General features: G+C 66.5%; 18 protein-coding genes. 9 read left to right on the top strand and 9 right to left on the bottom strand.

Annotated elements, in window-relative coordinates; translation table 11 throughout:
- Nucleotides 1-2: 2 nt before the first annotated feature.
- On the bottom strand, nucleotides 3-902 hold the full coding sequence (locus ACIQF4_RS12975; protein ID WP_400515918.1) for a glycerophosphodiester phosphodiesterase family protein: 900 nt from the start codon (nucleotides 900-902) through the stop codon (nucleotides 3-5).
- A gap of 49 nt (nucleotides 903-951) precedes the next feature.
- Between ACIQF4_RS12975 and ACIQF4_RS12970 the strand changes: the two genes are divergently transcribed.
- Complete coding sequence (locus ACIQF4_RS12970; protein ID WP_231457464.1) at nucleotides 952-2,310, top strand: DUF445 domain-containing protein; 1,359 nt, start codon at nucleotides 952-954, stop codon at nucleotides 2,308-2,310.
- 21 nt (nucleotides 2,311-2,331) lie between these two features.
- Here the strand turns inward: ACIQF4_RS12970 and ACIQF4_RS12965 are convergent, their stop codons facing one another.
- Together ACIQF4_RS12965 and ACIQF4_RS12960 are read right to left on the bottom strand one after the other, a co-directional pair.
- Nucleotides 2,332-3,081: a 5-oxoprolinase subunit PxpA gene (locus ACIQF4_RS12965; protein ID WP_350001042.1), complete on the bottom strand. Its 750-nt coding sequence runs from the start codon at nucleotides 3,079-3,081 to the stop codon at nucleotides 2,332-2,334.
- Nucleotides 3,065-3,874, bottom strand: coding sequence for a hypothetical protein (locus ACIQF4_RS12960; protein WP_350001043.1), 810 nt, complete (start codon nucleotides 3,872-3,874; stop codon nucleotides 3,065-3,067). The genes ACIQF4_RS12965 and ACIQF4_RS12960 overlap by 17 nt, the downstream gene beginning before the upstream one ends.
- A gap of 161 nt (nucleotides 3,875-4,035) precedes the next feature.
- On the opposite strand from ACIQF4_RS12960, the gene ACIQF4_RS12955 reads away from it, so the two are divergent.
- Nucleotides 4,036-5,334, top strand: a complete 1,299-nt coding sequence (locus ACIQF4_RS12955; RefSeq protein ID WP_400515917.1) for an MFS transporter — start codon at nucleotides 4,036-4,038, stop codon at nucleotides 5,332-5,334.
- Nucleotides 5,335-5,355: 21 nt separating this feature from the next.
- Here the strand turns inward: ACIQF4_RS12955 and ACIQF4_RS12950 are convergent, their stop codons facing one another.
- The 3 genes from ACIQF4_RS12950 to ACIQF4_RS12940 all read right to left on the bottom strand — a co-directional run bounded on the left by ACIQF4_RS12950 (nucleotide 5,356) and on the right by ACIQF4_RS12940 (nucleotide 9,638).
- Complete coding sequence (locus ACIQF4_RS12950; protein ID WP_400515916.1) at nucleotides 5,356-7,698, bottom strand: glycoside hydrolase family 65 protein; 2,343 nt, start codon at nucleotides 7,696-7,698, stop codon at nucleotides 5,356-5,358.
- A gap of 129 nt (nucleotides 7,699-7,827) precedes the next feature.
- Complete coding sequence (locus ACIQF4_RS12945) at nucleotides 7,828-8,580, bottom strand: HAD family hydrolase (protein WP_400515915.1); 753 nt, start codon at nucleotides 8,578-8,580, stop codon at nucleotides 7,828-7,830.
- A gap of 413 nt (nucleotides 8,581-8,993) precedes the next feature.
- Nucleotides 8,994-9,638, bottom strand: coding sequence for an alpha/beta hydrolase (locus tag ACIQF4_RS12940; protein WP_400515914.1), 645 nt, complete (start codon nucleotides 9,636-9,638; stop codon nucleotides 8,994-8,996).
- A gap of 264 nt (nucleotides 9,639-9,902) precedes the next feature.
- Here ACIQF4_RS12940 and ACIQF4_RS12935 point away from each other — a divergent pair, with 264 nt between their 5' ends.
- The 5 genes from ACIQF4_RS12935 (at nucleotide 9,903) to ACIQF4_RS12915 (ending at nucleotide 14,739) form a co-directional block, all read left to right on the top strand.
- Nucleotides 9,903-10,160, top strand: a complete 258-nt coding sequence (locus ACIQF4_RS12935; RefSeq protein ID WP_104185568.1) for a DUF6458 family protein — start codon at nucleotides 9,903-9,905, stop codon at nucleotides 10,158-10,160.
- 363 nt (nucleotides 10,161-10,523) lie between these two features.
- Complete coding sequence (locus ACIQF4_RS12930; protein WP_400515913.1) at nucleotides 10,524-11,330, top strand: DeoR/GlpR family DNA-binding transcription regulator; 807 nt, start codon at nucleotides 10,524-10,526, stop codon at nucleotides 11,328-11,330.
- Nucleotides 11,327-12,334, top strand: coding sequence for a 1-phosphofructokinase family hexose kinase (locus ACIQF4_RS12925; protein ID WP_400515912.1), 1,008 nt, complete (start codon nucleotides 11,327-11,329; stop codon nucleotides 12,332-12,334). Before ACIQF4_RS12930 ends, ACIQF4_RS12925 begins: the two co-directional genes overlap by 4 nt.
- Before the next feature lie 2 nt (nucleotides 12,335-12,336).
- A complete protein-coding gene (locus tag ACIQF4_RS12920; protein WP_400515911.1) occupies nucleotides 12,337-14,397 on the top strand; it encodes a fructose-specific PTS transporter subunit EIIC in 2,061 nt (686 codons plus the stop codon).
- Between the two features lie 63 nt (nucleotides 14,398-14,460).
- On the top strand, nucleotides 14,461-14,739 hold the full coding sequence (locus tag ACIQF4_RS12915; protein WP_104185572.1) for an HPr family phosphocarrier protein: 279 nt from the start codon (nucleotides 14,461-14,463) through the stop codon (nucleotides 14,737-14,739).
- Between the two features lie 86 nt (nucleotides 14,740-14,825).
- Here ACIQF4_RS12915 and ACIQF4_RS12910 read toward each other — a convergent pair whose 3' ends face one another.
- Together ACIQF4_RS12910 and ACIQF4_RS12905 are read right to left on the bottom strand one after the other, a co-directional pair.
- Nucleotides 14,826-15,671 (bottom strand): class I SAM-dependent methyltransferase, encoded by an 846-nt coding sequence (locus ACIQF4_RS12910; RefSeq protein ID WP_400515910.1) that lies wholly within the window; start codon nucleotides 15,669-15,671, stop codon nucleotides 14,826-14,828.
- 210 nt (nucleotides 15,672-15,881) lie between these two features.
- Nucleotides 15,882-17,042, bottom strand: a complete 1,161-nt coding sequence (locus ACIQF4_RS12905; RefSeq protein WP_400515909.1) for a Ku protein — start codon at nucleotides 17,040-17,042, stop codon at nucleotides 15,882-15,884.
- 40 nt (nucleotides 17,043-17,082) lie between these two features.
- Here ACIQF4_RS12905 and ACIQF4_RS12900 point away from each other — a divergent pair, with 40 nt between their 5' ends.
- Nucleotides 17,083-19,593, top strand: coding sequence for an ATP-dependent DNA ligase (locus ACIQF4_RS12900; RefSeq protein WP_400515908.1), 2,511 nt, complete (start codon nucleotides 17,083-17,085; stop codon nucleotides 19,591-19,593).
- Between the two features lie 156 nt (nucleotides 19,594-19,749).
- On the opposite strand, the gene ACIQF4_RS12895 is transcribed toward ACIQF4_RS12900, so the two are convergent.
- Nucleotides 19,750-20,010: a hypothetical protein gene (locus ACIQF4_RS12895; protein WP_400515907.1), complete on the bottom strand. Its 261-nt coding sequence runs from the start codon at nucleotides 20,008-20,010 to the stop codon at nucleotides 19,750-19,752.
- A 527-nt stretch (nucleotides 20,011-20,537) separates the two neighbouring features.
- On the opposite strand from ACIQF4_RS12895, the gene ACIQF4_RS12890 reads away from it, so the two are divergent.
- Nucleotides 20,538-22,154 carry an MFS transporter gene (locus ACIQF4_RS12890; RefSeq protein ID WP_400515906.1) on the top strand — a complete coding sequence of 539 codons (1,617 nt, stop codon included), beginning with the start codon at nucleotides 20,538-20,540 and terminating at the stop codon, nucleotides 22,152-22,154.
- The last annotated feature ends 222 nt before the right edge of the window (nucleotides 22,155-22,376 follow it).

The raw sequence follows: 22,376 nt of genomic DNA, 5'->3' as shown, positions 1-22,376 counted from the left end.
CCCTACCTACCTTGCGGCGAGGCGACCTGCAGCTGACCCAGGACCCGGGCCGGGACATTGGTGGTGATCTCCTGGATCCCCAATCCCGCACACAGTGCAACTTCCTGCTCCGAATCCACCGTCCACACGCGGAAGCGCCGGCCACCGGCGAGCCATCGCTGGACGGCAGCGGGATGCCGGCGCACATAGTCTATGCCTGGCCCCGCCAGGCCCACCTGGCCGTTGTCCAGGATCCGCTCGGCTTCGGCCTGGGTTGCCCGCATCAGGTTGGCAATTGCGCCGCCAGTGATCATCCCGAACCCCAGTCCGCCGCGGATCGCCCGGATGTCCACGTCGTCCACCAACTGGCAGATGTATTCAGGCGGAACTGATTCGAGCAGGTGCCGCACGGAGTCCGGGCTGAAACTCATGAAGGTCACCGCCACGTTGTCCACGGCTGAACTCTTCGGGTCCCATCCCTCGCTCCGCAGCACCTCAATGACCCGGTCCTCCAGCTTGAGCTGGTACGGGCTGGGGTGCTTGAGCTCGATGGCCAGTTTCACCGGCCGGCCGGCACCGCGGAGGATCTCCAGGAGTTCCGGCAGGGTCAGCAGCTGCTCTGACCGGGCACCGTATGCCTCCGGGATGCGGACGCCCTTCCACGATGACACGTCCAGGTGCTGCAGCTCCCGCAGCGTGCGCTCGGCTACGGGCCCTGTTCCGTCCGAGGTCCGGTCCAGGTTGGCGTCATGCAGGAGGACAACGTGCTGGTCCCGCGTGAGGTGGACGTCGCACTCCACGCCGTCGGCGCCGTCGGCCAGGGCCTGCAGGTAGGCGGCCCGGGTGTGTTCGGCGAACGCGGCGCTGGAGCCGCGGTGGGCAAAGACCAACGGCCGTTGCGGCGCTGACTCATCAGTAGTCATGCAGACACGGTAGCCGACCGGCCCCGTGCTGCGGGACTAGGCTTGGCACATGCAGGTGAACTCTGAGCCAACTACCCGCGAAGCACCCGGCGTGCCCACCCCAACCACCCCGCCTCCTGCCAAGGGACGCGCGGAGGCGCGGGCCGCCGTCGGCCATCAACTGAGTGCGGGCGACGCCGAAAAGGCGGCAGCGCTGCGGAAAATGAAGCTGGTGGCCCTGGGGCTGCTGCTGGTGATGGCGGTGATCTTCGTCTTCGCGTTCGCGCTGCAGAAGGAGTATCCGTGGCTCCAGTACGTGCGCGCGGCGGCCGAGGGCGGCATGGTGGGCGCGCTGGCTGACTGGTTCGCTGTCACGGCACTGTTCAAGTACCCCATGGGCATCAAGATCCCACACACTGCCATCATTCCGCGCCGGAAGGACCAGATCGGCGCCTCGCTGGGCGAATTCGTGGAGACCAACTTCCTCTCGGAGCAGGTGGTCCAGGACAAACTTGCCAGCGTCAATATCGCCCGCCGGGCGGGTGAGTGGCTTGCCACGCCTGCCGGTTCCGAGCGGGTGGCCAAGGAAGGCGCCGCCGTCATCCGCGGCCTGTTCAAAGTACTGAATGACGACGACGTCCAGGCGGTCATCGAGGGAATGGTGCGTAAGCACCTCCTGACTCCGCCGTGGGGACCCCCCGTGGGCAAGATGGCCGAGCGGATTTTCCACGACGGGCACCACCACAAGCTGGTGGACCTGCTGGTGGACCGCGCCGCCGACTGGGTGGATGACAACCACGAAACGGTCACCCACCTTGTGTCCGACCGCTCCCCCACCTGGGTGCCGCAGTTTGTGGACGGCCTGGTGGGCGACAAGGTCTATGTGGAGATCCTCAAGTTCGTCCGGGCCGTGCAGGCCGACCCCAACCACCAGGTCCGGCAGTCCATCGACAAATACCTGAACGACCTTGCCCAGGACCTGCAGCATGATCCTGTGATGATCGCCCGCGCCGAGGACATCAAGGCGCAGGTCCTCGGCGATCCCGAGGTGCGTGAACTGGCGTCCCGCACGTGGGGCACCGTCAAGAACGCGCTGCTTGGTGCAGTGGACGATCCCGACAGCGAACTGACAGTGAAGTTCAAGGCGGCCGTGCGGGACTTCGGCTCCCGGCTGGTCAGCGATCCCGAGCTGGCCGGCAAGGTCAACGCGTGGATCGGCGACGCAGCCGGCTACCTGGTGCGGACCTACCGGTCGGATATTGCCGGGGTCATCACGGACACCGTGGCCCGCTGGGATGCCGAGGAAACGTCGCAGAAGATTGAGCTCCAGGTGGGCAAGGACCTGCAGTTCATCCGGATCAACGGCACCGTGGTGGGTGCGCTGGCCGGGCTTGCGATCTTTACGGTGGCGCACCTGATCTTCGGCTGACCACCGGCCGGCAGGAAACTGCTACGCGAAGGACTCCAGGTCAATGCCGGCGGCTTCCAGCCCTGCCCGGACGGCAGCAGCCATCTCCACGGCACCCGGGGTGTCGCCGTGGATGCAGAGGGAATCGGGCCCGACCTGCACCACTGTTCCGTCCACAGCCACCACCTCGCCCTTGGCAGCCAGCCGCACGGCCCGCTCAACAATCGCGTCGACGTCGTGCAGCACGGCGCCCTCCTCCGAGCGCGGAAGCAGCGTGCCGTCCGCCCGGTAGGCGCGGTCCACGAAGGCCTCGACGAACACCGGGTGCCCGGCGTCCCTGGCCTGCTTCAGGAGCTCGGAGTCCGGCAGCCCCAGGATGGGCAGGCCGGGATCGTAGGCGTTTACTGCCGCCACCACGGCCGAAGCCTGTTCGGCATCGTGGACCAGCCGGTTGTACAGGGCGCCGTGCGGCTTCACGTAGTCCACGGAGGCACCCACGGCGTGGGCAACGCCGTCGAGCGCCCCCAACTGGTACAGCACGTCGCCGAAGAGCTCGTCGAAGCTCATGTCCAGCGAGCGGCGGCCGAAGCCGGCCAGGTCCCGGTACCCCACATGGGCGCCGACGGTCACATCGAGTTCATAGGCGGCGCGGCAGCTGTCCAGCATGGTGACGGGGTCCCCGGCGTGGAAGCCGCATGCCACATTGGCGCTGGTGACCAGCCGGAACATCGCGGGGTCGTCCCCCATCCGCCAGGAGCCGAATGATTCGCCAAGGTCAGCGTTGAGATCCAAGAGTGTTGCCTTCCAGCGTCGGGGTGTCCTGGGCCGCCGCGGCAGCCGTGAGCTCTCCGGGGATGGTGTCCGGCATGGGTCCAAACGCCTCCTTGGCGTTGGCCACCACCGCACGGCCCATCACGAGGTTACCGGCTCCGCCCACCACGGCCCCGATCCCGAACGGCAGTGCCCGGCCGAACAGGGCGGATCCTTGCCGCTTGAGGAGGTTCTTGAGGAAGGCCTTCTGGATCCTGCTCCGGATGCTGCCGAAGCCCGGCACCATCGACTTGGACAGGACGTTGCCCCAGGCGTTGTTGGCGTTCATTTCCCTCCCGGCAGCCTGGCCGCTGAGCGTCCCGATGAGGGCTGTCCCTTCCTCGCCCAGCATGATGGCCATGACCATGGTGCTGGCCTTCTCCGGGTTGGTGAGCCGGATCCCGTGCAGCTCCGCCAGCGAGGTGGAGTAGAGGGCTGTTGCTTCCAGGAACCCGACCGTCGCGGCGGCAGACAGTCCGAGGGATGCCACGGTGCCCACGCCGGGCACGACGGCGGTAGCACCTACCAGCGCACCGCCGCCGGTGACCGCGCGGAGGTAGTCGCGTTCCAGGATGTCGGCCAGCTGGGCTGCCGTGGCCCGGGGGTGTTTCTTCTGCAGCCGGCGGATGTAGGCCACCACCAGCGGGCGCTGGATCTCCACCGCTTTCAGGAGCATGTTGTGGACCCCGGGTTTGGGCTTCCCGTCTGCGTCGAACACCGCGTTGTGGGCGGTTTCCTGTGCTATCCGTACTGCGGGATTGCTGCGCCTGGCCATGGTCACCTCTGCTTGTCTCGGCGGTACGCCTGTACCGGAATTCCTAATACTAAGGTTGCTTAACATTAGGCCACCGCGGGAGGGGCCGCGTACCTGCCCGCGTCCATCCGGGGCCGGTGCCCGGGCTCCTCCGGAGTGAGCCCAAAGCCTAGACTTAGCCTATGCCCACCCCCAAGGCCCTGCGGCCCTTTGCCCACCGCGAGTACAGGGTCCTGATCGCAGCGCTTGCCATCTCAATTTTCGGTTCCGGCATGTGGGCCGTGGCCATGGTCTACCAGGTGATCCATTTGGGCGGCGGTCCGCTGGAACTGTCCCTGGTGGCCGCCGCCGGCAGCGTGGGCCTGGTGGCGTTCGTCCTGGCCGGCGGCATCGCCGCGGACAGGATCCCCCAGCGCCGGCTGATCATCGCCGTGGAGGGGGCCAACCTCGCGGTGATAGCGGCCGTCAGCGGATTGGCCATGACAGGCCTGCTGCAGCTGTGGCACATCGCAGCGGGGTCCTTTGTCCTTGGCGTCGGCGCGGCGTTCTTCTTTCCTGCCTACTCCGCAATCCTGCCGCGCATCCTTCCCGCCCAGGACCTGCTTGCAGCAAACGGAATGGAAGGGTCCATGCGCCCCGTCCTCCAGCAGGCGGCCGGTCCGGCCGTGGCGGGCATGGTGGTGGCTGCCCTCTCGCCGTCGCACGCGGTCACGGCGGTGGCGGCGTGCCACCTCCTGGCGTTCATCGTCCTGAACTTCCTGGGCCAGCACGCACTGGCCGCCCCGGCCGCTGGAGCGGACGGCGTTGAGGTGCCGAGGCAATCCTTCTTCCACGACCTTCGCGAGGGAGTGATCTACACCCTCGGCACCCCATGGCTGCTGTGGACCCTGTTGTGGGCGTGCATCTCGGTACTGTTCCTGATCGGGCCCATCGAGGTGCTGCTGCCGTTCGTGGTCCGGGACCAGCTGGACGGCGATTCCCGCATGTTCGGCTTCCTGCTGGCCGTGATGGGGGTCGGCGCCGCTCTTGGCTCGCTGTTGACGGCGTCCTTCCGGCTGCCGCGCCGCTACCTTACGGTGATGATGGTGTCCTGGGGTGCGGGCAGCCTGCCGCTGGCCGCCATCGGCGCCATGGACAGCTTCTGGGCAATCGCCGCGGCACTGTTCATCTTCGGCGCCACCGGCAGCGTGGGCATGGTCATCTGGGGCACCCTGCTCCAGCGGCGGGTACCACCGCACCTCTTGGGCCGGGTCTCCAGCCTGGATTTCTTCGTCTCGCTGGCCCTGATGCCGGTGTCCATGGCCCTGGCCGGGCCCGCGGCGGAGGTGCTGCCCATCTGGCTGATCTTCCTGGTGGCCGGCGGCGTCTGCCCGGTGATGGCGGTCATCGCCATGGCTGCTGCGCGGATGCCCGCCGATGAACTGGCCCACCCCCTGGACCAGGAACCCAGGCTGCAACGCACGACGACGGCGGGAGACTAGGCTCCCGCCGCCGCCCCGCACTTAGCTGTTGGCACGCACCACCGGAATGCTCGCCGTCGGATGTCCGCTGGGGAACACCGTGGGCTCCGGCTGCGGCACGGGATCCAGCGCCACCTTCACGGGATCGGCGCCGATGATGAACTCCCGGCCGCGGACATCAACCGCCAAGGGTTCCCCTTCAGAGACTGCCAGCGTGATGGAGCCGTTCCCGAGCTCCACCCGCAGCAGGCGGCCCTGGATCTTCAGATGGAAGTCCAATCCCTCCCATTCCGCGGGGAGGCGGGGGTCGAAGTAGGGAACCGGACCCTGGTCCCTTAGCCCGGCGAAACCGCAGACCAGGGAGCTCCAGACCCCGCCGGTGGAGGCAATGTGCACGCCGTCGATGGTGTTGCCGTGGGTGTCGTCAAGGTCGATGAACACGGCGTTGGTGAAGTGCTCCAGTGCCTCCCGGGAGTACCCCACCTCGGCCGCCATGATGCCCTGGACGCAGGCGGACAGCGTGGAATCGCCCGTTGTCAGCGGATCGTAGAAGTCGAAGGCCCGGTGCTTCTCCTCCGCCGTGAAGTCCTGCCACTGCAGGAACATCGCCAGGACGGTGTCCGCCTGCTTGAGGACCTGGTGGCGGTAGATCACCAGCGGGTGGAAGTGCAGCAGCAAAGGGTATTTGGACCGGGGCGTGTTCCAGTCCCAGGGTTCGAGGTGCATGAAGTCGTTGTCCTGGGAATGCACCTGCATCCGCTCATCGAAGGGCAGCTGCATGCGGCTCGCAGCCGCTTCCCACAGCTGCCGCTCCTCGTCGGTGACGCCCGCATGCTCCAGGGCAGCGGCAGCCCGGAGGTTAAAGCGGGCCATCACGTTGGTGTAGAGGTTGTCATTGACCACGGCGGTGTACTCGTCAGGGCCCGTGACGCCGTGGATATGGAAAAGCCCATCCTTGCCGAAGAAGCCCAGCGAGATCCACATGCGCGCCGTTTCAATCAGCAGTTCGGCGCCCATCCCGTCCCGGAACTCGGCGTCCTTCGTGGCCCACACGTACCGGTTGGTGGCAAAGGCGATGGCGGCCGCAATGTGGAACTGTGCCGTGCCGGCGGCGTAGTACGCACTCGCCTCGAGCCCGTTGATGGTGCGCCACGGGAACAGTGCACCGTCCACGCTCAGCTCCTTGGCCCGGACCTTGGCCTCGGGAAGCATGCCGTGGCGGAACTCAAGGACCCGCCGCGCGCCGTCGGGGTTGGTGTAGGTCAGGTAGGGCAGGAGGTAGACCTCCTGGTCCCAGAAATAGTGGCCCTCGTAGCCGGAACCTGTCACGCCCTTCGCGGGAATGCCGGCAACGTCCGCGCGCGCCGTCGCCTGGGCAAGCTGGAACAGGTTCCACCGGATGGCCTGCTGCAGCTCGGACTGGCTGGTCACCACGATGTCCGAGGTGGCCCAGTAGTTCCGGTAGTGCGCCTCGCTCTCGGCAAAGATGTCCGCTACCGGCCGCAGGCCTTCCTCGGCGGCAGCGGCCGGGTCCACTGACGGGTCCTGGATGGCCCGGCCGGCGGCGTAGCTGACGCTCTTTTCCAGGCGGAACGGCTCCCCGGGGCCAACCGCCAGGACATAGCGGACGCTGCTGTCGTCCTGGTCCACGAGGGTCTCGAACGGCTGATGGCCCGCGGAGGTCCAGTGGTCCACGGCGACGCCCACGCGCTGCTTGGATTCCGCGGCCTCCCAGGCCAGCCGGAGCGACCCGTCGCCGCCGTCAAGGCGCAGGGGCAGCAGGACGCGGCCTGCGTGCCGGCCTGCACGGCGGGGATCGTGGACGGAGTGGTCCTCCACCGGCTGGTCCTGCCGGTTGATCAATGAGGAGGTGACGTCCACGGACACCTCGCGGTCCGTGGCCACCTCAAGGGAGATGCCCAGGCTTCCCCGGGACGCGAAACCCACGGCGCGCCGCTCGGTGGTGGTCACCACGGCGCCGGAGCGGCATTGCCACGTGACCCGGCATTCGTAGATGCCCGTGGAGAAGTCGACGGAGCGCCGGTAATCCAGCACCTCTGACTCAGCCAGGCTCAGGGACTCCCCGTCAAGGACCACGGTGAAGTTGTTGGCATCCGGGATGTAGAGGATGCGCTGGCCGGTGCGGGCGAACCCGAAGGCGTTTTCCGCATGTTTGATGTCCCAGATTTCGTGCAGCCCGTTGATGAAGCTGCCTGGAAGGTCGGAATCGGCTGCGGCCCAGTGGGCGCCCCGGATGCCCAGGTGCCCGTTTCCCAGGGCAAAGAGGGTTTCCAGCGTCCCCTCGTTGCCCTGTTCGTGGCGTGTTTCCACGAGCTGCCAGGGGGTGTTGGGGAATCTTTCGCGGTCCGCGGAGATCAGGGCCATGGTGTTGGGTCCTTTGACGTGTGGCCGGGCAGCTGGTTTGCTGCCGGCCCGGGGGATATTTGGGGAAGGGTACTGACGGGAGCTGCCGGGGAAAGCAGCGGGCGCCGCCCGGGGGACGGCTGACGTTCTTTAGGGAAGCAGTTCCTTGAGGTCATTGACCACCAGGGTTGCGCCGGCGTCGAGAAGGGTCTGACGCCCTGCTCCACGGTCCACGCCGATGACGGAGTGGAAGGATCCGGCCTCCCCGGCCTGGACACCGGAGACTGCGTCCTCCACCACCACGCATTCCTCGCTCGGCAGGCCAAGCAGATGCGCTGCATACTCATAGGTGGCCGGGCTCGGCTTGCCGGGCAGGCCTTCGCCTGCGGCCACCACGCCGTCCACCACCACGGGGAAGCGCTCGCTGAGCCCGGCCGCCTCCAGGACGGCGGGTGCGTTGCGTGAGGAAGAGACGACGGCGACCTTCAGGCCGCGCTGCAGTACGGCTTCGAGGAAGCGGACAGAACCTTCGAAGGGCTCCACGCCGGTGCTCACGATGTCGTTGAAGATCCGGTTCTTCCGGTTCCCCAGGCCCTGCACGGTGCTGTTGGCGGGGTCATCGTCAGTGGGACCCTCAGGAAGCACAATCCCGCGTGAAGCCAGGAAGTCCCGCACGCCGTCGAAGCGTGGCTTGCCGTCAATGTGATCGAAGTAGTCGCTTTCGCTGTAACCGGCCACCTGTGGCTGCGACGCCAGGAAGCCCTCGAACAGTTCCTGCCAGGCCCGCTCGTGGACTGTGGCTGTGGGGGTCAGCACGCCGTCCAGGTCAAAGAGGATTGCCGACGCGCCGGCCCAGGCGGAGAGACCGCCGGTTGGATGGCCTGTTGCCGTGTTATCGCTCATGGGTGGTGGGTGTCCTTTCAGGACGGCGGGCAGCCTTGTACGGAAAGATGCAGCGGACGGAAGGATGCAGCGTAGGTGGTGGCGACGATGCCCGGATGCGCAGGAAATGCGGCAGGTCTTCGCTCACGGCGGGAACGTGGCGGCCTTGACCCTGCCGGCCCATGCACTTCTACCATCATGGGCATGCCGGCGCCCGGAGACAAGCCAGGCGGAACCGCCAGGGGTGCAGGCCTGGTACGGATCATCGGGCCGCAGCCCGCTGCAGTACATCCTCCGCACCGCGCCGATCTCCTGTTCACCCAGTCCAGTGCCGCTATCACGGCCGACAACGAGTGTAAGCGCTTACAAATTTAGCCTGCAACTGTTTTTTCTTTGTGGGACAACGTGACGCACTTCGCAAGGCCCGTGCGGCCTCACCGCCGGTTGTCGGTGGACCCCTCCGGCCGCAGCACGTAGTGGCGCAGGAACGAACTCACGTCCACCATTTCCGTCTTTGACATGGCGTGGCCCATGCCCGGGTACGTCCTGGCGGTGAGGAGGGTGTTCTCCTGCAGCCATTCCTGGGTGTACGCGATGGCGTCTTCATTGATGACCAGGTCAGCCTTGTCCCGCCCCCAGAAAAAGGGCGGCCGGGCATCAAAGGATTCAGTGAGGGAAAGCAGCTCGTTTTGCAGCACGAAGCCGGACAGCCCCACCACCGCTTCGTAGTCCTTGGGGTGGAGGCGCAGCAAGGTGCTGGCCATCGCCATTCCCTGGGAATATCCGAGCAGGCTTACGCTGCTGTGCTGGCCCTTAACGCTGTTGATCCAGGTTTGGACGGCGTTGGCTGCCTTGATGACGTCGGCGAAGTCGTTGGCCAGGAAGTAATCCAGCAGGAACCAGCCGTAGTGGTCTCCAATGTCCATGGGGGCCCGCAGTGCCGCGCAGGTAAATTCCGCCGGCAGGTATTCGAAGAGGCGGACCATGCGGGACTCGTCCGTACCGTAGCCGTGCATCATGACAAGCAGCGGCGTACCCGCCCGCTGGTCTTCAGGCTTGGACCAAACAACTGTTTCCATCGGATCAGCCTATCGAGGCAGGCCGGGCCGGAGCCTGACGCCGTGCCGGGACCGGTTGGCTGTCCGACGGCGGCAACGCGGACTGAAACCCGGCAGGCACCGTCCCACCTTTCACAGTGGCCACAGCGCAACGAATGGGTTACGCACCGCCCGGGAGCATTGAACCCGGCAACCCGGCGGGGTAGCGTGACGCTTAACGGACAGCATGCTTAGCAACCGTCAACGGGTTATGACCAGGCCCGGCCCCCAATCAAGGAGCAACTCATGAGAATCGGATCCTCCATTTTCCTCATCGCACTCGGCGCCATCCTCGCGTGGGCGGTGGCTCCGGGCCTCATCCCGGCCGTGGACCAGGTCCTTATCGGCTACATCCTGATGGCCGTCGGCGTCATCGGCCTCATCGCCTCCCTCATCCTCGCTTCACCCGGCCGCAGCCGCCGCGTCAGCGAGACCCGCTCCGTGGTGGATCCCAACACGGGCGAACGCATCACCCGGAACGAAAGCCGCGACGGCGGACTCTAGGCACAAGGAAGTCCCGGCCGGATTGCCTGGCTGGACAAGGAATGAACCCGACGAGCCGGGCCGGACCATTGCGGTCCGGCCCGGCTTTTCGCTTCCCACCAGTGAGTTTTTGTCCAGATATGCAGGGTTCCGGGGCCGGGAAGTCCCCTTATCTGCCCAAAAACTCCAAGCGGATGAGGGGCACACTCCGCATGCACTTTGTTTCGTGTGGGTTTCCATTGACAAACCAACACAAGCAAAGATAAAGTCAAGTATCTCAACATCATGTGATGCCAGTCACCCCACTGATTCCAGGCTTGCGCATGGCATCGCGTGGGCACCGCAGGACCACCGCACCAACTGAACTTACGCAACGGAGGGTACGTGTTCGCCGAGGAGCGCCAGCAAAAGATTGCCGAGCTTGTTGCCGGCAGCGGCCGGGTCAGCGTGACCCTCCTGGCCGAGCGCTTCCGCATCACCACCGAAACCGTCCGCCGCGACCTTGCCACCCTCGAAACCGCGGGCACAGTCCGCCGCGTCCACGGCGGCGCCGTGGCCGCTGACCGCTTCAGCACCACGGAGGAAAGCGTCAACGAGCGGGCCATCCAGCGGCCTGACCAGAAGATCCGCATCGCCGAGGCTGCCCTGGCCCTCATTCCGCGGAACTCTGCGGGGAGCGTCCTGATCGACGGCGGAACCACCACCGAAGTCCTGGCCGACATGCTCTCCCGCCGCGCCGCCGTCGAACCTTCCGACGCAACCGAACCGCGGGCGGAACTGGTTGCCATCACCCACGCCGTTCCCATCGCCGGCAAGCTGTCCAGCGTTCCCGGGATTGCCCTTGACGTCCTGGGCGGCCGGGTACGCGGCATCACCCAGGTGGCCGTAGGGCAGGCAACCGTGGAGGCTGCCGGCAGGCTCCGTCCCGACATTGCCTTCATCGGCACCAACGGGATCCACGCAACTTTTGGCCTGAGCACACCCGATCCTGAAGAAGCCGCCGTCAAGGCAGCCTTCGTCCGTTCGGCCCGCCGCATTGTGGTGCTGGCCGATTCCTCCAAGCTGGACACGGAAACCCTGGTCCAGTTCGCCTCCCTGAAAGATCTGGACACCTTGATTACAGACAGCCAACCAGGCCCGGAACTCGCGGCCGCCCTGGAAGAAGCCGGCGTTGACGTGGTGATCGCATGATCGTCACGTTCACCGCCAACCCAAGCCTGGACCGCACGGTCGCACTTCCCGGTCCCCTGGAACGTGGCGAAGTGCAGCGTGCCGTCTCCGTCAGCCAGGAATCGGGGGGCAAGGGAGTCAACGTTTCGCGCGCGCTCGTCGCCTCCGGCCTGGAATCCGTGGCGGTGCTTCCCGGCGCCGACAGCGACCCCGTCCTCGCGGGCCTGCGGGAAATCGGGGTGCCGTTCGTATCGCTCCCCATCGATGAGCCGCTGCGCACCAACGTTGCCCTCACCGAGCCCGGCGGCGTGACCACCAAGATCAACGAACCCGGCCCCAGGCTGGACGAGGACCAGCAGGAGGCCCTCATCAAGCTGCTGCTGGAAAGCTCGCGCGGCGCCAGCTGGGTGGTCCTGGCCGGTTCCCTCCCGCCGGGGTTCCCGGCAGACTTCTACGCCACGGCGGCCCGGCGGATCCGCGCGGCCGGAAACGGCAGCGCCCCGCGCATCGCCGTGGACTCCTCCGGAGCGCCGCTCGCCGCGGCAATGTCCGGCGACGGTGCCGGCGTTGACGGGACCCCCACTGGTTCCGGGAAACCGGACCTCCTCAAACCCAACGCCGAAGAACTGGCGGAACTGGCTGCTGCAGCCGGCTTTGCCACGGCCACCGCTGACGAATTGGAAGCGGATCCGGTGGCTGCCGCGGCAGCCGCCGCCGCCGTCGTGCGTTCCGGTGTGGGTGCTGTGCTGGCAACTCTCGGTTCCAAGGGAGCTGTCCTGGTAACGGCCGACGGCGCGTGGCTGGCCACGCATCCGCCGGTCGCCGCGGTCAGCACGGTAGGCGCGGGCGACTCCGCGCTTGCCGGCTACCTGCTCGCCCACGGCCAGGGCGCCGCCCCGGCCGACTGCCTTCGACAGGCTGTGGCCCACGGTGCCGCAGCCGCCTCCCTGCCCGGTTCCACCGTTCCGGCAGTACACCAAACCACCCCGGATGCCGTAACCATCACGGCCCTTCGAAAGGATTGACAGTGACCCAGCTCATCACCACGGAACTGGTCGAGCTCGACCAGAACCTGGGCAACTCCCCCGAAGCGGTGATCCGGCACCTGGCAAGCAAGGTTGCAGCCACCGGACGCGCATCAGAAGTCGAAGGCCTCTTCGCCGACGCCTTCGCCCGCGAGCAGAAGACCGCCACCGGCATCCCCGGCGGCATTGCCATCCCGCACTGCCGCTCGGCCGCCGTCACCGAACCCACCCTGGCCATGGCCCGCCTGAACCCCAAGGTGGACTTCGGGGCAAAGGACGGCCCCGCGGACCTGATCTTCTTCATCGCGGCACCGGACGGAGCAGACCAGGCGCACCTGAAGCTGCTCTCCAAGCTCGCCCGGTCCCTCATCAAGAAGGACTTCACCGCAGCCCTGCGCAACGCCTCCTCGCGCGAGGAGATCGTGGAACTGGTGGACGGTGCACTGGCTGACAAGCCGGCCTCCCACGCAGCCGCCGCCCCCGCGGATGCTGCGTCCGCTGCTGCCCCGACAGCTGCTACACCTGCTGCCGCCGGTTCTTCTGCCGCCGGGGCCGCCCCCGCAGCCGGGCCCAAGCGCCTGGTGGCCGTAACTGCCTGCCCCACCGGCATCGCCCACACCTACATGGCTGCCGACTCGCTCGTCGCCGCTGCCCAGGAAATGGGCGTGGACCTCCAGGTGGAAACCCAGGGCTCCTCCGGCGCCAAGCCGCTGGACCCCGCCGTGATCGCTGCTGCTGACGCCGTCATCTTCGCGGTGGACGTGGACGTACGCGGCAAGGAGCGCTTCGCCGGCAAACCGGTGATCAACGCACCCGTCAAGCGCGGCATCGACGAGCCCGCCAAGATGGTCCAGGAAGCCCTGGCTGCTGCGGACAACCCCAACGCCCGCCGGGTTCCGCACTTCGGTGCCGAGGAACAGGCAGAGCACGACGCCGAGGAAAAGGGCGAGCACATCGGCCAGAAGCTCAAGCGGGCCCTGCTGACCGGCGTGAGCTATATGATCCCGTTCGTCGCGGGCGGCGGCCTGCTGATCGCCCTGGGCTTCCTGCTGGGCGGCTACGACATCACCGACGTAGCGGACACCGTGGTGGTGGAGAACAACTTCGGGAACCTTCCCGAAGGTGGCCTCGCCATCTACCTCGGTGCTGTGCTGTTCAAGATCGGCGCCCTGTCCATGGGCTTCCTGGTTCCGGCGCTGGCTGGCTACATCGCCTACGCCATTGCTGACCGGCCAGGCATTGCACCGGGCTTCGTCGCCGGCGCGGTCTCCGGGTTCATGGGCGCAGGCTTCCTGGGCGGCATCGTGGGCGGCCTGCTGGCCGGTTACATGGCACACCTGATCGGAACCTGGACCGTCCCCAGGTGGCTGCGCGGCCTGATGCCGGTTGTCATCATCCCGCTGCTCGCCTCCATTTTCGCCTCCGGCCTGATGTTCCTGGTCCTCGGCGGTCCCATCGCAGGCCTGACGCTGGCCCTCAACGGCTGGCTGTCCGGAATGACCGGCGCCTCCGCCGTCGTCCTGGGCATTATCCTCGGCCTGATGATGTGCTTTGACCTCGGCGGCCCGGTCAACAAGGTGGCCTACGCCTTCGCCGTCGCCGGCCTGAGCGCCGGCAGCGCAGACAACCAGGCGCCGTGGCAGATCATGGCAACCGTCATGGCCGCCGGCATGGTTCCTCCCCTGGCTATGGCCCTGGCCACGGTCCTGGACAAGAAGCTCTTCAGCTTGGCCGAGCGTGAAAACGGCAAGGCCGCCTGGCTGTTGGGTGCATCCTTTATTTCCGAAGGAGCCATCCCGTTCGCTGCCGCCGATCCGCTGCGCGTTATCCCCGCGAGCATGCTGGGCGGTGCCCTCACCGGCGCGCTGACCATGGCCTTCGGCGTCACATCGCAGGCACCCCACGGCGGCATCTTCGTGTTCTTCGCCATCGGCAACGTGCTGATGTTCGTACTCTCGATCATTGCCGGTACCATCGTCACAGCCCTGGCCGTGGTGGCACTGAAGCGCTGGGCAGCCCCCAAGACCGCTGATACCGTGGAACCCGTTCCCGCAACGGTCTGACCCTAACCACCACAGCTATCCGGCACTGGACCTACAGCAAGCCGAAAGACAAAAGGAGCAACAATGCCAGAACGCACCGCAACCGTCGCCAGCCGAGTAGGCCTGCACGCCCGCCCCGCCGCCATCTTTGCCGAGGCAGCAGGAGAGTACGACCTGGACATCACCATCGCACGTGAAGGCGAGCCGGCCGACGAGGCCATGGATGCTGCCAGCATCCTTTCCCTCATGAGCCTGGGAGCCTCACACGGCGACGTTGTGGTGCTCCGCGCAGAGGGCGACGGCGCGGACGATGCGCTGAACCACCTGGTCCAGATCCTGGAAACGGATCACGACGCCGAGTAGCGCACCCGCTTCAGCGGCCGCCGTCGGGCCTTCCCTTCCCGGGAAAATGCCCGACGGCGGCCGCTGGCTTTTAAGCCCTTCCTTGCCTATTTGGCCTTCTTGGCTGTGAACAGCAGGTACTCCCACTCCATCTGGAAGGGAGAGTCGCCATGGGCATCGCCGAACGAATCAGCCAGTTCAGTCAGTGCCTGGTCCAGGGCTTTGACCTTGTCCGCGTCCTCCCCAATGTATTTGTAGACGGAGATGGTGGGGCCGTAGTGGGATTTGAAGTAGCGGACAAAATCGCCGGGCTGGTGGAAGCTCCGCACAGCCAGTGTCTGCTTGCGGGACGCGGTGTCCGTGATCCCGTCCCCCAGCAGTTCGCGGACGTGGTCCTCGCTCCCCCACTGCGGCGCCGGCTGGGCGCCGGGCGGAGGCGGGGGTGCGAAAGGCTTCATGGTGGCGAACATCTTGCCGATGAACCCGTCCGGAGTCCAGTGGAGGAGTCCGACGGTGCCGCCCGGCTTGCACACCCTCAAGAGTTCGTCAGCCGCCTGCTGATGATGGGGAGCGAACATGACGCCAAGGCAGGACATCACGACGTCGAACTCGGCGTCAGCGAAGGGCAGGGCTTCCGCGTCGGCCTCCTTCCAGTCCAGGCTGACACCCCGGTTGGCTGCCTCACGCCGGCCGGCCTCGAAAAGCTCAGGGGTGAGATCACTGGCCACCACCTTTGCGCCCATCATCGCCGCCGGAATGGCCGCATTGCCTGATCCGGCGGCGACATCCAGCACGCTGTTGCGCGACGTGATGCCGCAGGCTTCCACCAGGATGGCGCCCAACTCCAGGAGCATCTCGTCTGCGAGGGCCGGGTAGTCGCCGGAGGCCCACATGGCCCGGTGCTTCTGTTTGAGCTCCCGGTCCGCCGTGGCTGCGTCCGTCTGATCGTTCATTTCCGCGCCCCTCTCAGGTGGCAGGTCAGAGTGAGTGACAGCACGCTGTGGGCCACAGCGGAGGCTGTGATGCGACTCATTGTGGACGCCCCGGACGCCGCTGTAAAGGACCCGCCGCAAAGGGGCCGCCGCTACCGCAACGCAAGCAGCCTTAGTAGTTTCTTAGGCATGGCATTGAGCAAGGGAGCAGGCTCCGGAATCCGCGGACCATCACGCAGGCTTGCGCGCCCGCGTTCCTGTTGCCTTTCCCGCGGCGGTTTTCGCGGCAGGTTTTTCGGCGGACTTAGCGGTGGACCTGGCCGTACCGGATTTAGCGGCCGTGGACTTTGTCGCCGCGGGTTTGGACGCACCGGACTTGCTTGCCGTGCCCTTGGCACCGGAGGACGTCGCGGTGCCTGCCTTGTCATCATCCGATTTCGCGGAACTGGTGCTGCGGGCAGCAGGCTTCCCATCGGACTTGGCCGCGGCGGGTTTGGCGGACGCGGACCGCTTGCGCGCCGGCTTCGCTTCGTCCCCGCCATCCCCGGCAGCGTCGCCGGAGTCCCCGCCGGCGTCTTCTTCCGAGGTTCCTGCGGCAGACCCGTCGCCGCGTTTCCGGTCGAGGCTGCGCTTCAGGGCCTCCATCAGGTCGATGACTTCGCCCTTGCCGCCCTCGCCGGCCTCCACCCCGAAGGTTTCCTCCGTGTCCAGGGATTCGCCCTGCTCCAGCTTGGCCTCGATGAGCTGGCGGAGCTGCACCTGGTACTCGTCAGTGAACGAGGCGGGATCGAAATCCGCCGCCATGGACTCCACCAGGGCGGCGGACATGTCGCGTTCCTGCGCGCTGATCCGGACATCCGCCTCCAACGACGGGAAGTTCGCCTCGCGCACCTCGTCCGGCCAGAGCAGGGACTGGAGCACCAGGACATCGTCCTTGATCCGCAAAGCGCCGAGCCTCGTCTTCTCCCGCAGGGCGAACTGGACGATGGCCACCCTGTCCGTGTCCTCCAGCGCCCTGCGCAGCAGCACGTAGGCCTTGGGCGACTTGGAGTCCGGCTCCAGGTAGTAGCTCTTCTCGAACATCATGGGTTCCAGCTGCTCCGACGGAACGAACTGCACCACTTCAATCTCGTGGCTGTTCTCGGCCGGAATCGCCTTGAGCTCGTCTTTGGACAGGACCACCGTCCGGCCGTCCTCCTCGAAGGCCTTCTCGATGTCCGAGTAGTCGATGACCTGGCTGCAGACCTCGCAGCGGCGCTGGTAGCGGATCCTGCCGCCGTCGGCGTTGTGGACCTGGTGCAGACTGATGTCATGATCCTCAGTGGCGCTGTAGACCTTCACAGGCACGTTGACCAGCCCGAACGCGATGGCACCCTTCCAAATGGCTCTCATTCATCAAGTGAACATCACGCAACGCCGCAGGTGAAGCCCCATGCCCGCAGCTAAGGAACGTGTCCGGGTCGCCGGGCGGGAACTGACCCTCACCAACCTGGACAAGGTCATCTATCCGGAGGCCGGCACCACCAAGGCGGACGTGCTGGCCTACTACGCCGCCGTGGCCCACGTCCTGATCCCCGCGGCGTACAACAGGCCGGCCACCCGGAAGCGGTGGGTGAACGGCGTGGGGACCGCAGAGAAACCCGGCGAGGTGTTCTTCCAGAAAAACCTGGAGGACTCGGCCCCGGGGTGGCTCCCCCGGGCCGCCATCACCCACAAGGACCGCACCATCCACTATCCGATGGTCAACGACCCCGCCACGCTCACCTGGTTCGGCCAGATCAACTCGCTGGAAATCCACGTGCCCCAGTGGCAGGTGGATTCCCACGGCAGCCAGCTGAACCCTGACAGGCTCGTCCTGGACCTGGATCCCGGGGAAGGCGCAGGCCTGGAGGCCTGCGTGGAGGTGGCGCTCCTGGCCCGCTCCATCCTGCAGGACGTGGGGATGGAGCCGGTCCCGGTAACGAGCGGCAGCAAGGGCATCCACCTGTACGCCGCCCTGGACAGGTCCCAGACCTCGGAGCAGATCTCCGCCTTCGCCCGTGAGCTCGCGCGGGCCCTCGAGGCGGACCACCCCGACCTTGCCGTCAGCGACATGAAAAAAACCCTGCGCAAGGGCAAGGTGCTGGTGGACTGGAGCCAGAACAACGCGGCCAAAACCACCATCGTGCCCTATTCCCTCCGCGGCCGCCCCACGCCCATGGTGGCCGCACCCCGGACCTGGGAGGAGATTGGTTCCCCGGGCCTCAAGCACCTGGACTACAAGGAGGTGATGCGGCGGGTGCAGGACGGCACGGACCCGTTCGCCGCCGTCGTCCATGCCGACGGCGACCCCCGCCTGGGCAAGTACCGATCCATGCGCGATCCCGCCAAGACCCCCGAGCCGTTCACGGGTGTGCCCGGCAGCGGGGACACCTTTGTGATCCAGGAGCACCACGCCAGCCGCCTGCACTATGACTTCCGGCTGGAGCATGAGGGCGTGCTGGTGTCCTGGGCGCTGCCCAAAGGCGTCCCGGAGTCTAGCGGCAAAAACCATCTGGCGGTCCAGACCGAGGACCACCCGCTGGATTACGCCGGCTTCGAAGGAACCATCCCCAAGGGCGAGTACGGCGCGGGGGAGGTCACCATCTGGGACCACGGAACCTACGAGCTGCACAAGTGGATCAACGGCAGGGAAGTCATCGCCACCCTCACCGGCTCGGAAGGAGGCGGCTTGGGCGGGACCAGGAAGTTCGCGCTCATCCACACCGGCCGCGGCCAGGGAAAGGATTCCGAGGGGCAGTGGCTCATCCACCTGATGGACCCGGAGCGCCACAGCGGACGGCGGAGGCACGCGTCCGGGCCTGGGGAGCAGGAGGAGCCGCCGGAGGAAGGCGACGCAGATAAGGCTGCCGGGCCTGCGGATGCCGGGCTGCCAAAGGACGAGCGGCAGGCAAAGGACGACGGCGGGACGTCCGCCAAGGCGGCAGCCGGCACCTCCGCGCCTGGACCCGAGGATTACAGGCCGATGATGGCCACTTCCGGTGACGTGGCCGACTTGCAGGGCAGCAATTGGCAGTTCGAACTCAAGTGGGACGGGGTGCGGGCCGTCCTGGTGGCCGATGAAAAGGCGGTTCGGATCTTCAGCCGCAACGGGAACGACGTCACCCGGACCTACCCGGAGCTGGCCGAAAGGCAGTGCTGGCCGGAACAGCCGTTCGTGGCGGACGGTGAGATTATCGCCGTCGGGCCGTCCGGCAGGCCCGACTTCGGCCTGCTCCAGGGACGGATGAAGCTCACCCGCCCGGCAGACGTGGCACGGGCCCGGACTGCCATCCCGGTCCAGCTGATGCTCTTCGACCTGCTTAACGACGGCGGAACGGACCTCCGGAAGCTGCCGCTCGCCAAGCGCCGGCAGCGGCTGGAGGAATTCTTCACTTCTTCAGGCTGCCCGGCCGGGCTCTCCCCCGTATTGGAGGAGCGCGTGGAACACATCCTGGAGAGCGCACGGGAACTGGGCCTGGAAGGGGTAATGGCCAAACGAACGGACAGCCGGTACGTGAGCGGGCAGCGGACCCGCACCTGGACCAAGCTGAAAGTGGAGCAGACGCAGGAGGTGGTGGTGGGCGGCTGGCGCCCCGGCAAGGGCGGCCGGCAGGACACCGTGGGCTCGCTGCTGGTGGGCATACCGGACGGCAGGAAACTGCAGTACGCCGGACGGGTGGGCAGCGGGTTCAGTTCCAGGGAACTGACCGAGCTCCGCCAGACCGTTGAACGCCTGGCCAGGAAAACATCGCCGTTCCAGGACGTCCCCCGGGAGGACGCCGCCGATGCGCACTGGATCGCCCCCGAACTGGTTGGCGAAGTGACGTACAGCGAGTGGACCGGGACAGGGCGGCTCCGGCACCCCGTGTGGCGGGGCTGGCGGCTGGACAAGGAACCGTCGGAGGTAGTGCGCGAAGGCTGAGCCGCTTTGCGGCGCGCAAGTTCTTCTGGGGTGCTCCAGTCCCTATGCGACGCGCCAAGTCGTTTGCGATGAAGCAGAAATGTGGCGACACCGTTATACCGGTGCCGCCACATAACTTGTAAGTCGTCAGAATTTTAGCGCGTCCGTTGCGTTTCTTCAGGATGAGTGGGGCATTTGCGGCCGGCTGGTGCGGTGGATGGCCGTCACCGCCGCTCCCTGCCCCATACGACCATGGCCCGCACCCCGCTCCTTCGGGTGCCGCCGCTTTCCGTATCCGTCCGGCCAGGTGCGCTGCCCGGTTCCCGCCATCGGGGCAAGCGGTGCTTCCGCGCCGGGCATGTCGGGGGTGTTCATCGCCTCGGCAAGGTGGCTCGCCACCTCCGGGTTGATCTGCTTTTCCATGTTTTCGTCAGCCATTTTGTTCTTCCTTTCCGCGGTGAAATGAAGTGGTGCCAGGGGCGGCCGCTTTGGGCCTTTTGCGACTGAAGGAGGGCGGGCCCGGCGCGGGCCGCAGGCGTCCGCCTAAGTGAAAAAGAGTGTTCCCATGGCACAACATTAGGGAGGCGCAGCGCGCCTGTGAACCCCCCCCCTTCTTGCCGGGGCCGGAAAGGGCCGACGGCGGCGCGCAGCCAGTGCCGCGGAACGGCGGGAAAGGCCGTGGCACGCGTCACTTTGGGGCTCCGTGGCGGCGGAAATAGCGGCAGTGTGGCGTATACCACTTAAATAGTCCGGCAGTAACGGCGCCACCGGCCGTTCTTCCCAGTGCTGGCAAGGGATCCGCGGGGGCAGGGAAACGCCGCGGAAGTTGTCCATGAGGCCCCAAAAAGGGTTGATCCTACGGCATCAGGCGGCGCTCCGCCACGGCATTCGCGTAAAATTGAAGGCCTGCCCAGAGCGGGGCAGCTACAAGTCGCAAGCAAATGACCTCCACAGGAGTTACCCAAATGCCCACAGACCGAAGCATGACCGACTCTTCCGCAGGCCTTAATCCCGCCTCCGGAACCAACCCAACTGCACCGCCCGGAACGCCGTCGCCGGTGGCTTCCACGAACCCGCGGAAACCAAAAATCCTCGCCCGGCGCCGGCTCAAGGAGTCGGACGTCAACGTGGTTGACCAGCCCATGCTGAAGAAGGCCCTCGGCGGAACCATCGTGGGCAACACCATGGAGTGGTACGACGTGGGCGTGTTCGGCTACCTCATCACCACCATGGGTCCTGTCTTTCTGCCGGAATCAGACCCCACCACCCAGACCCTGTTCCTCCTGGGTACCTTCGCGGCCACCTTCATCGCCCGCCCCCTGGGCGGAGTGATCTTCGGCTGGCTGGGCGACAAGATGGGCCGCCAAAAGGTCCTCGCCGCCACGCTGATGCTGATGGCAGCGAGCACGTTCGCCATCGGCCTCCTGCCCGGATATGCGCAGATCGGACTGTGGGCCGCCGGACTCCTGGTGCTCCTGAAGATCATCCAGGGCTTCTCCACCGGCGGCGAGTACGCCGGTGCCACAACGTTCGTCAGCGAATACTCCCCGGACAAACGCCGCGGCTACTTCGCGAGCTTCCTGGACCTGGGCAGCTACATGGGCTTCGCCATCGGCGCCGCCCTGGTCTCCGTCCTGCAGCTGACGCTCGGCCAGGCAGCCATGGAGGAATGGGGCTGGCGGATTCCCTTCCTGATTGCCGGTCCCCTGGGCCTGATCGCCGTCTACTTCCGGAGCAAGATCGAGGAATCACCGCAGTTCCAGGCAACCATGGACGCCCAGGAGGATCTCGCCAAGCACGCCGCTGCCGGCGACGGGGCCGTTGTCAAGGGACCGGTAGGAATCGTCAAGGCCTACTGGCGCTCCATCATCGTTGCCATGGTCCTCGTGGCTGCCGCCAACACGGCCGGTTACGCCCTGACGTCCTACATGCCCACCTACCTCACGGAGTCCAAGGGCTACGATCCGGTGCACGGCACCCTGCTGACCATCCCCGTGCTGGTAGTCATGAGCCTCTGCATTCCGCTGACCGGAAAGCTGTCGGACCGGATCGGCCGCAGGCCCGTCCTGTGGATCGGTGCAGTCAGCACAGTGGTCCTGGCCATTCCGGCCTTCCTGCTGATCGGCATCGGCGAGATCTGGTCCACCCTGACCGGCCTGGCGCTGATTGCCTTCCCCGTGACGTTCTACGTTGCCAACCTGGCCTCGGCCCTCCCGGCCCAGTTCCCCACCTCCAGCCGGTATGGCGCCATGGGCATCGCCTACAACTTCTCGGTGGCGATCTTCGGCGGCACCACGCCGTTCATCGTCGCGGCCCTCATCGGCGCCACGGGCAACGACATGATGCCTGCGTACTACCTGATGGCAACCTCGCTGATTGGTGCCGTGGCCATCTACTTCCTGAAGGAATCGGCCCGGCGTCCGCTGCCCGGCTCCATGCCCAGCGTGGATACCCAGGCTGAGGCCCGCGAACTTGTTGCCACCCAGGACGAGAACCCGCTGATCAACGTGGACGAACTCCCGTTCGAGACACAGGACATCACGGACTCAAACGGCACCGGGAAGGTTACGGCCGGCGTCTAGCCTGTCCTGCCGCGGCACCGCATGCGGCACAACCCTTCCGGGGCATGTCCTGTAGCCCCCGCTCAGAAGGCCCGTCCAGCGTGTTTCCTTGGGGGAAGCACGGTGGGCGGGCCTTTGGCGTGCCAGTCACAATGACGCCCCATGTCCCCTTTTTTCGCTGGACATGACTGGCCGGACCAGCCGGTGATAGCTTCCAGAGGGCCAAATCAGGAAAGCATCAGG

Origin of the sequence: Pseudarthrobacter sp. NPDC092202 (assembly GCF_044755505.1) — a bacterium.
Classification (GTDB): domain Bacteria; phylum Actinomycetota; class Actinomycetes; order Actinomycetales; family Micrococcaceae; genus Arthrobacter.
The sequence above is the reverse complement of the archived record's forward strand: the minus strand, read 5'-3'. Positions and strand labels throughout refer to the sequence as shown.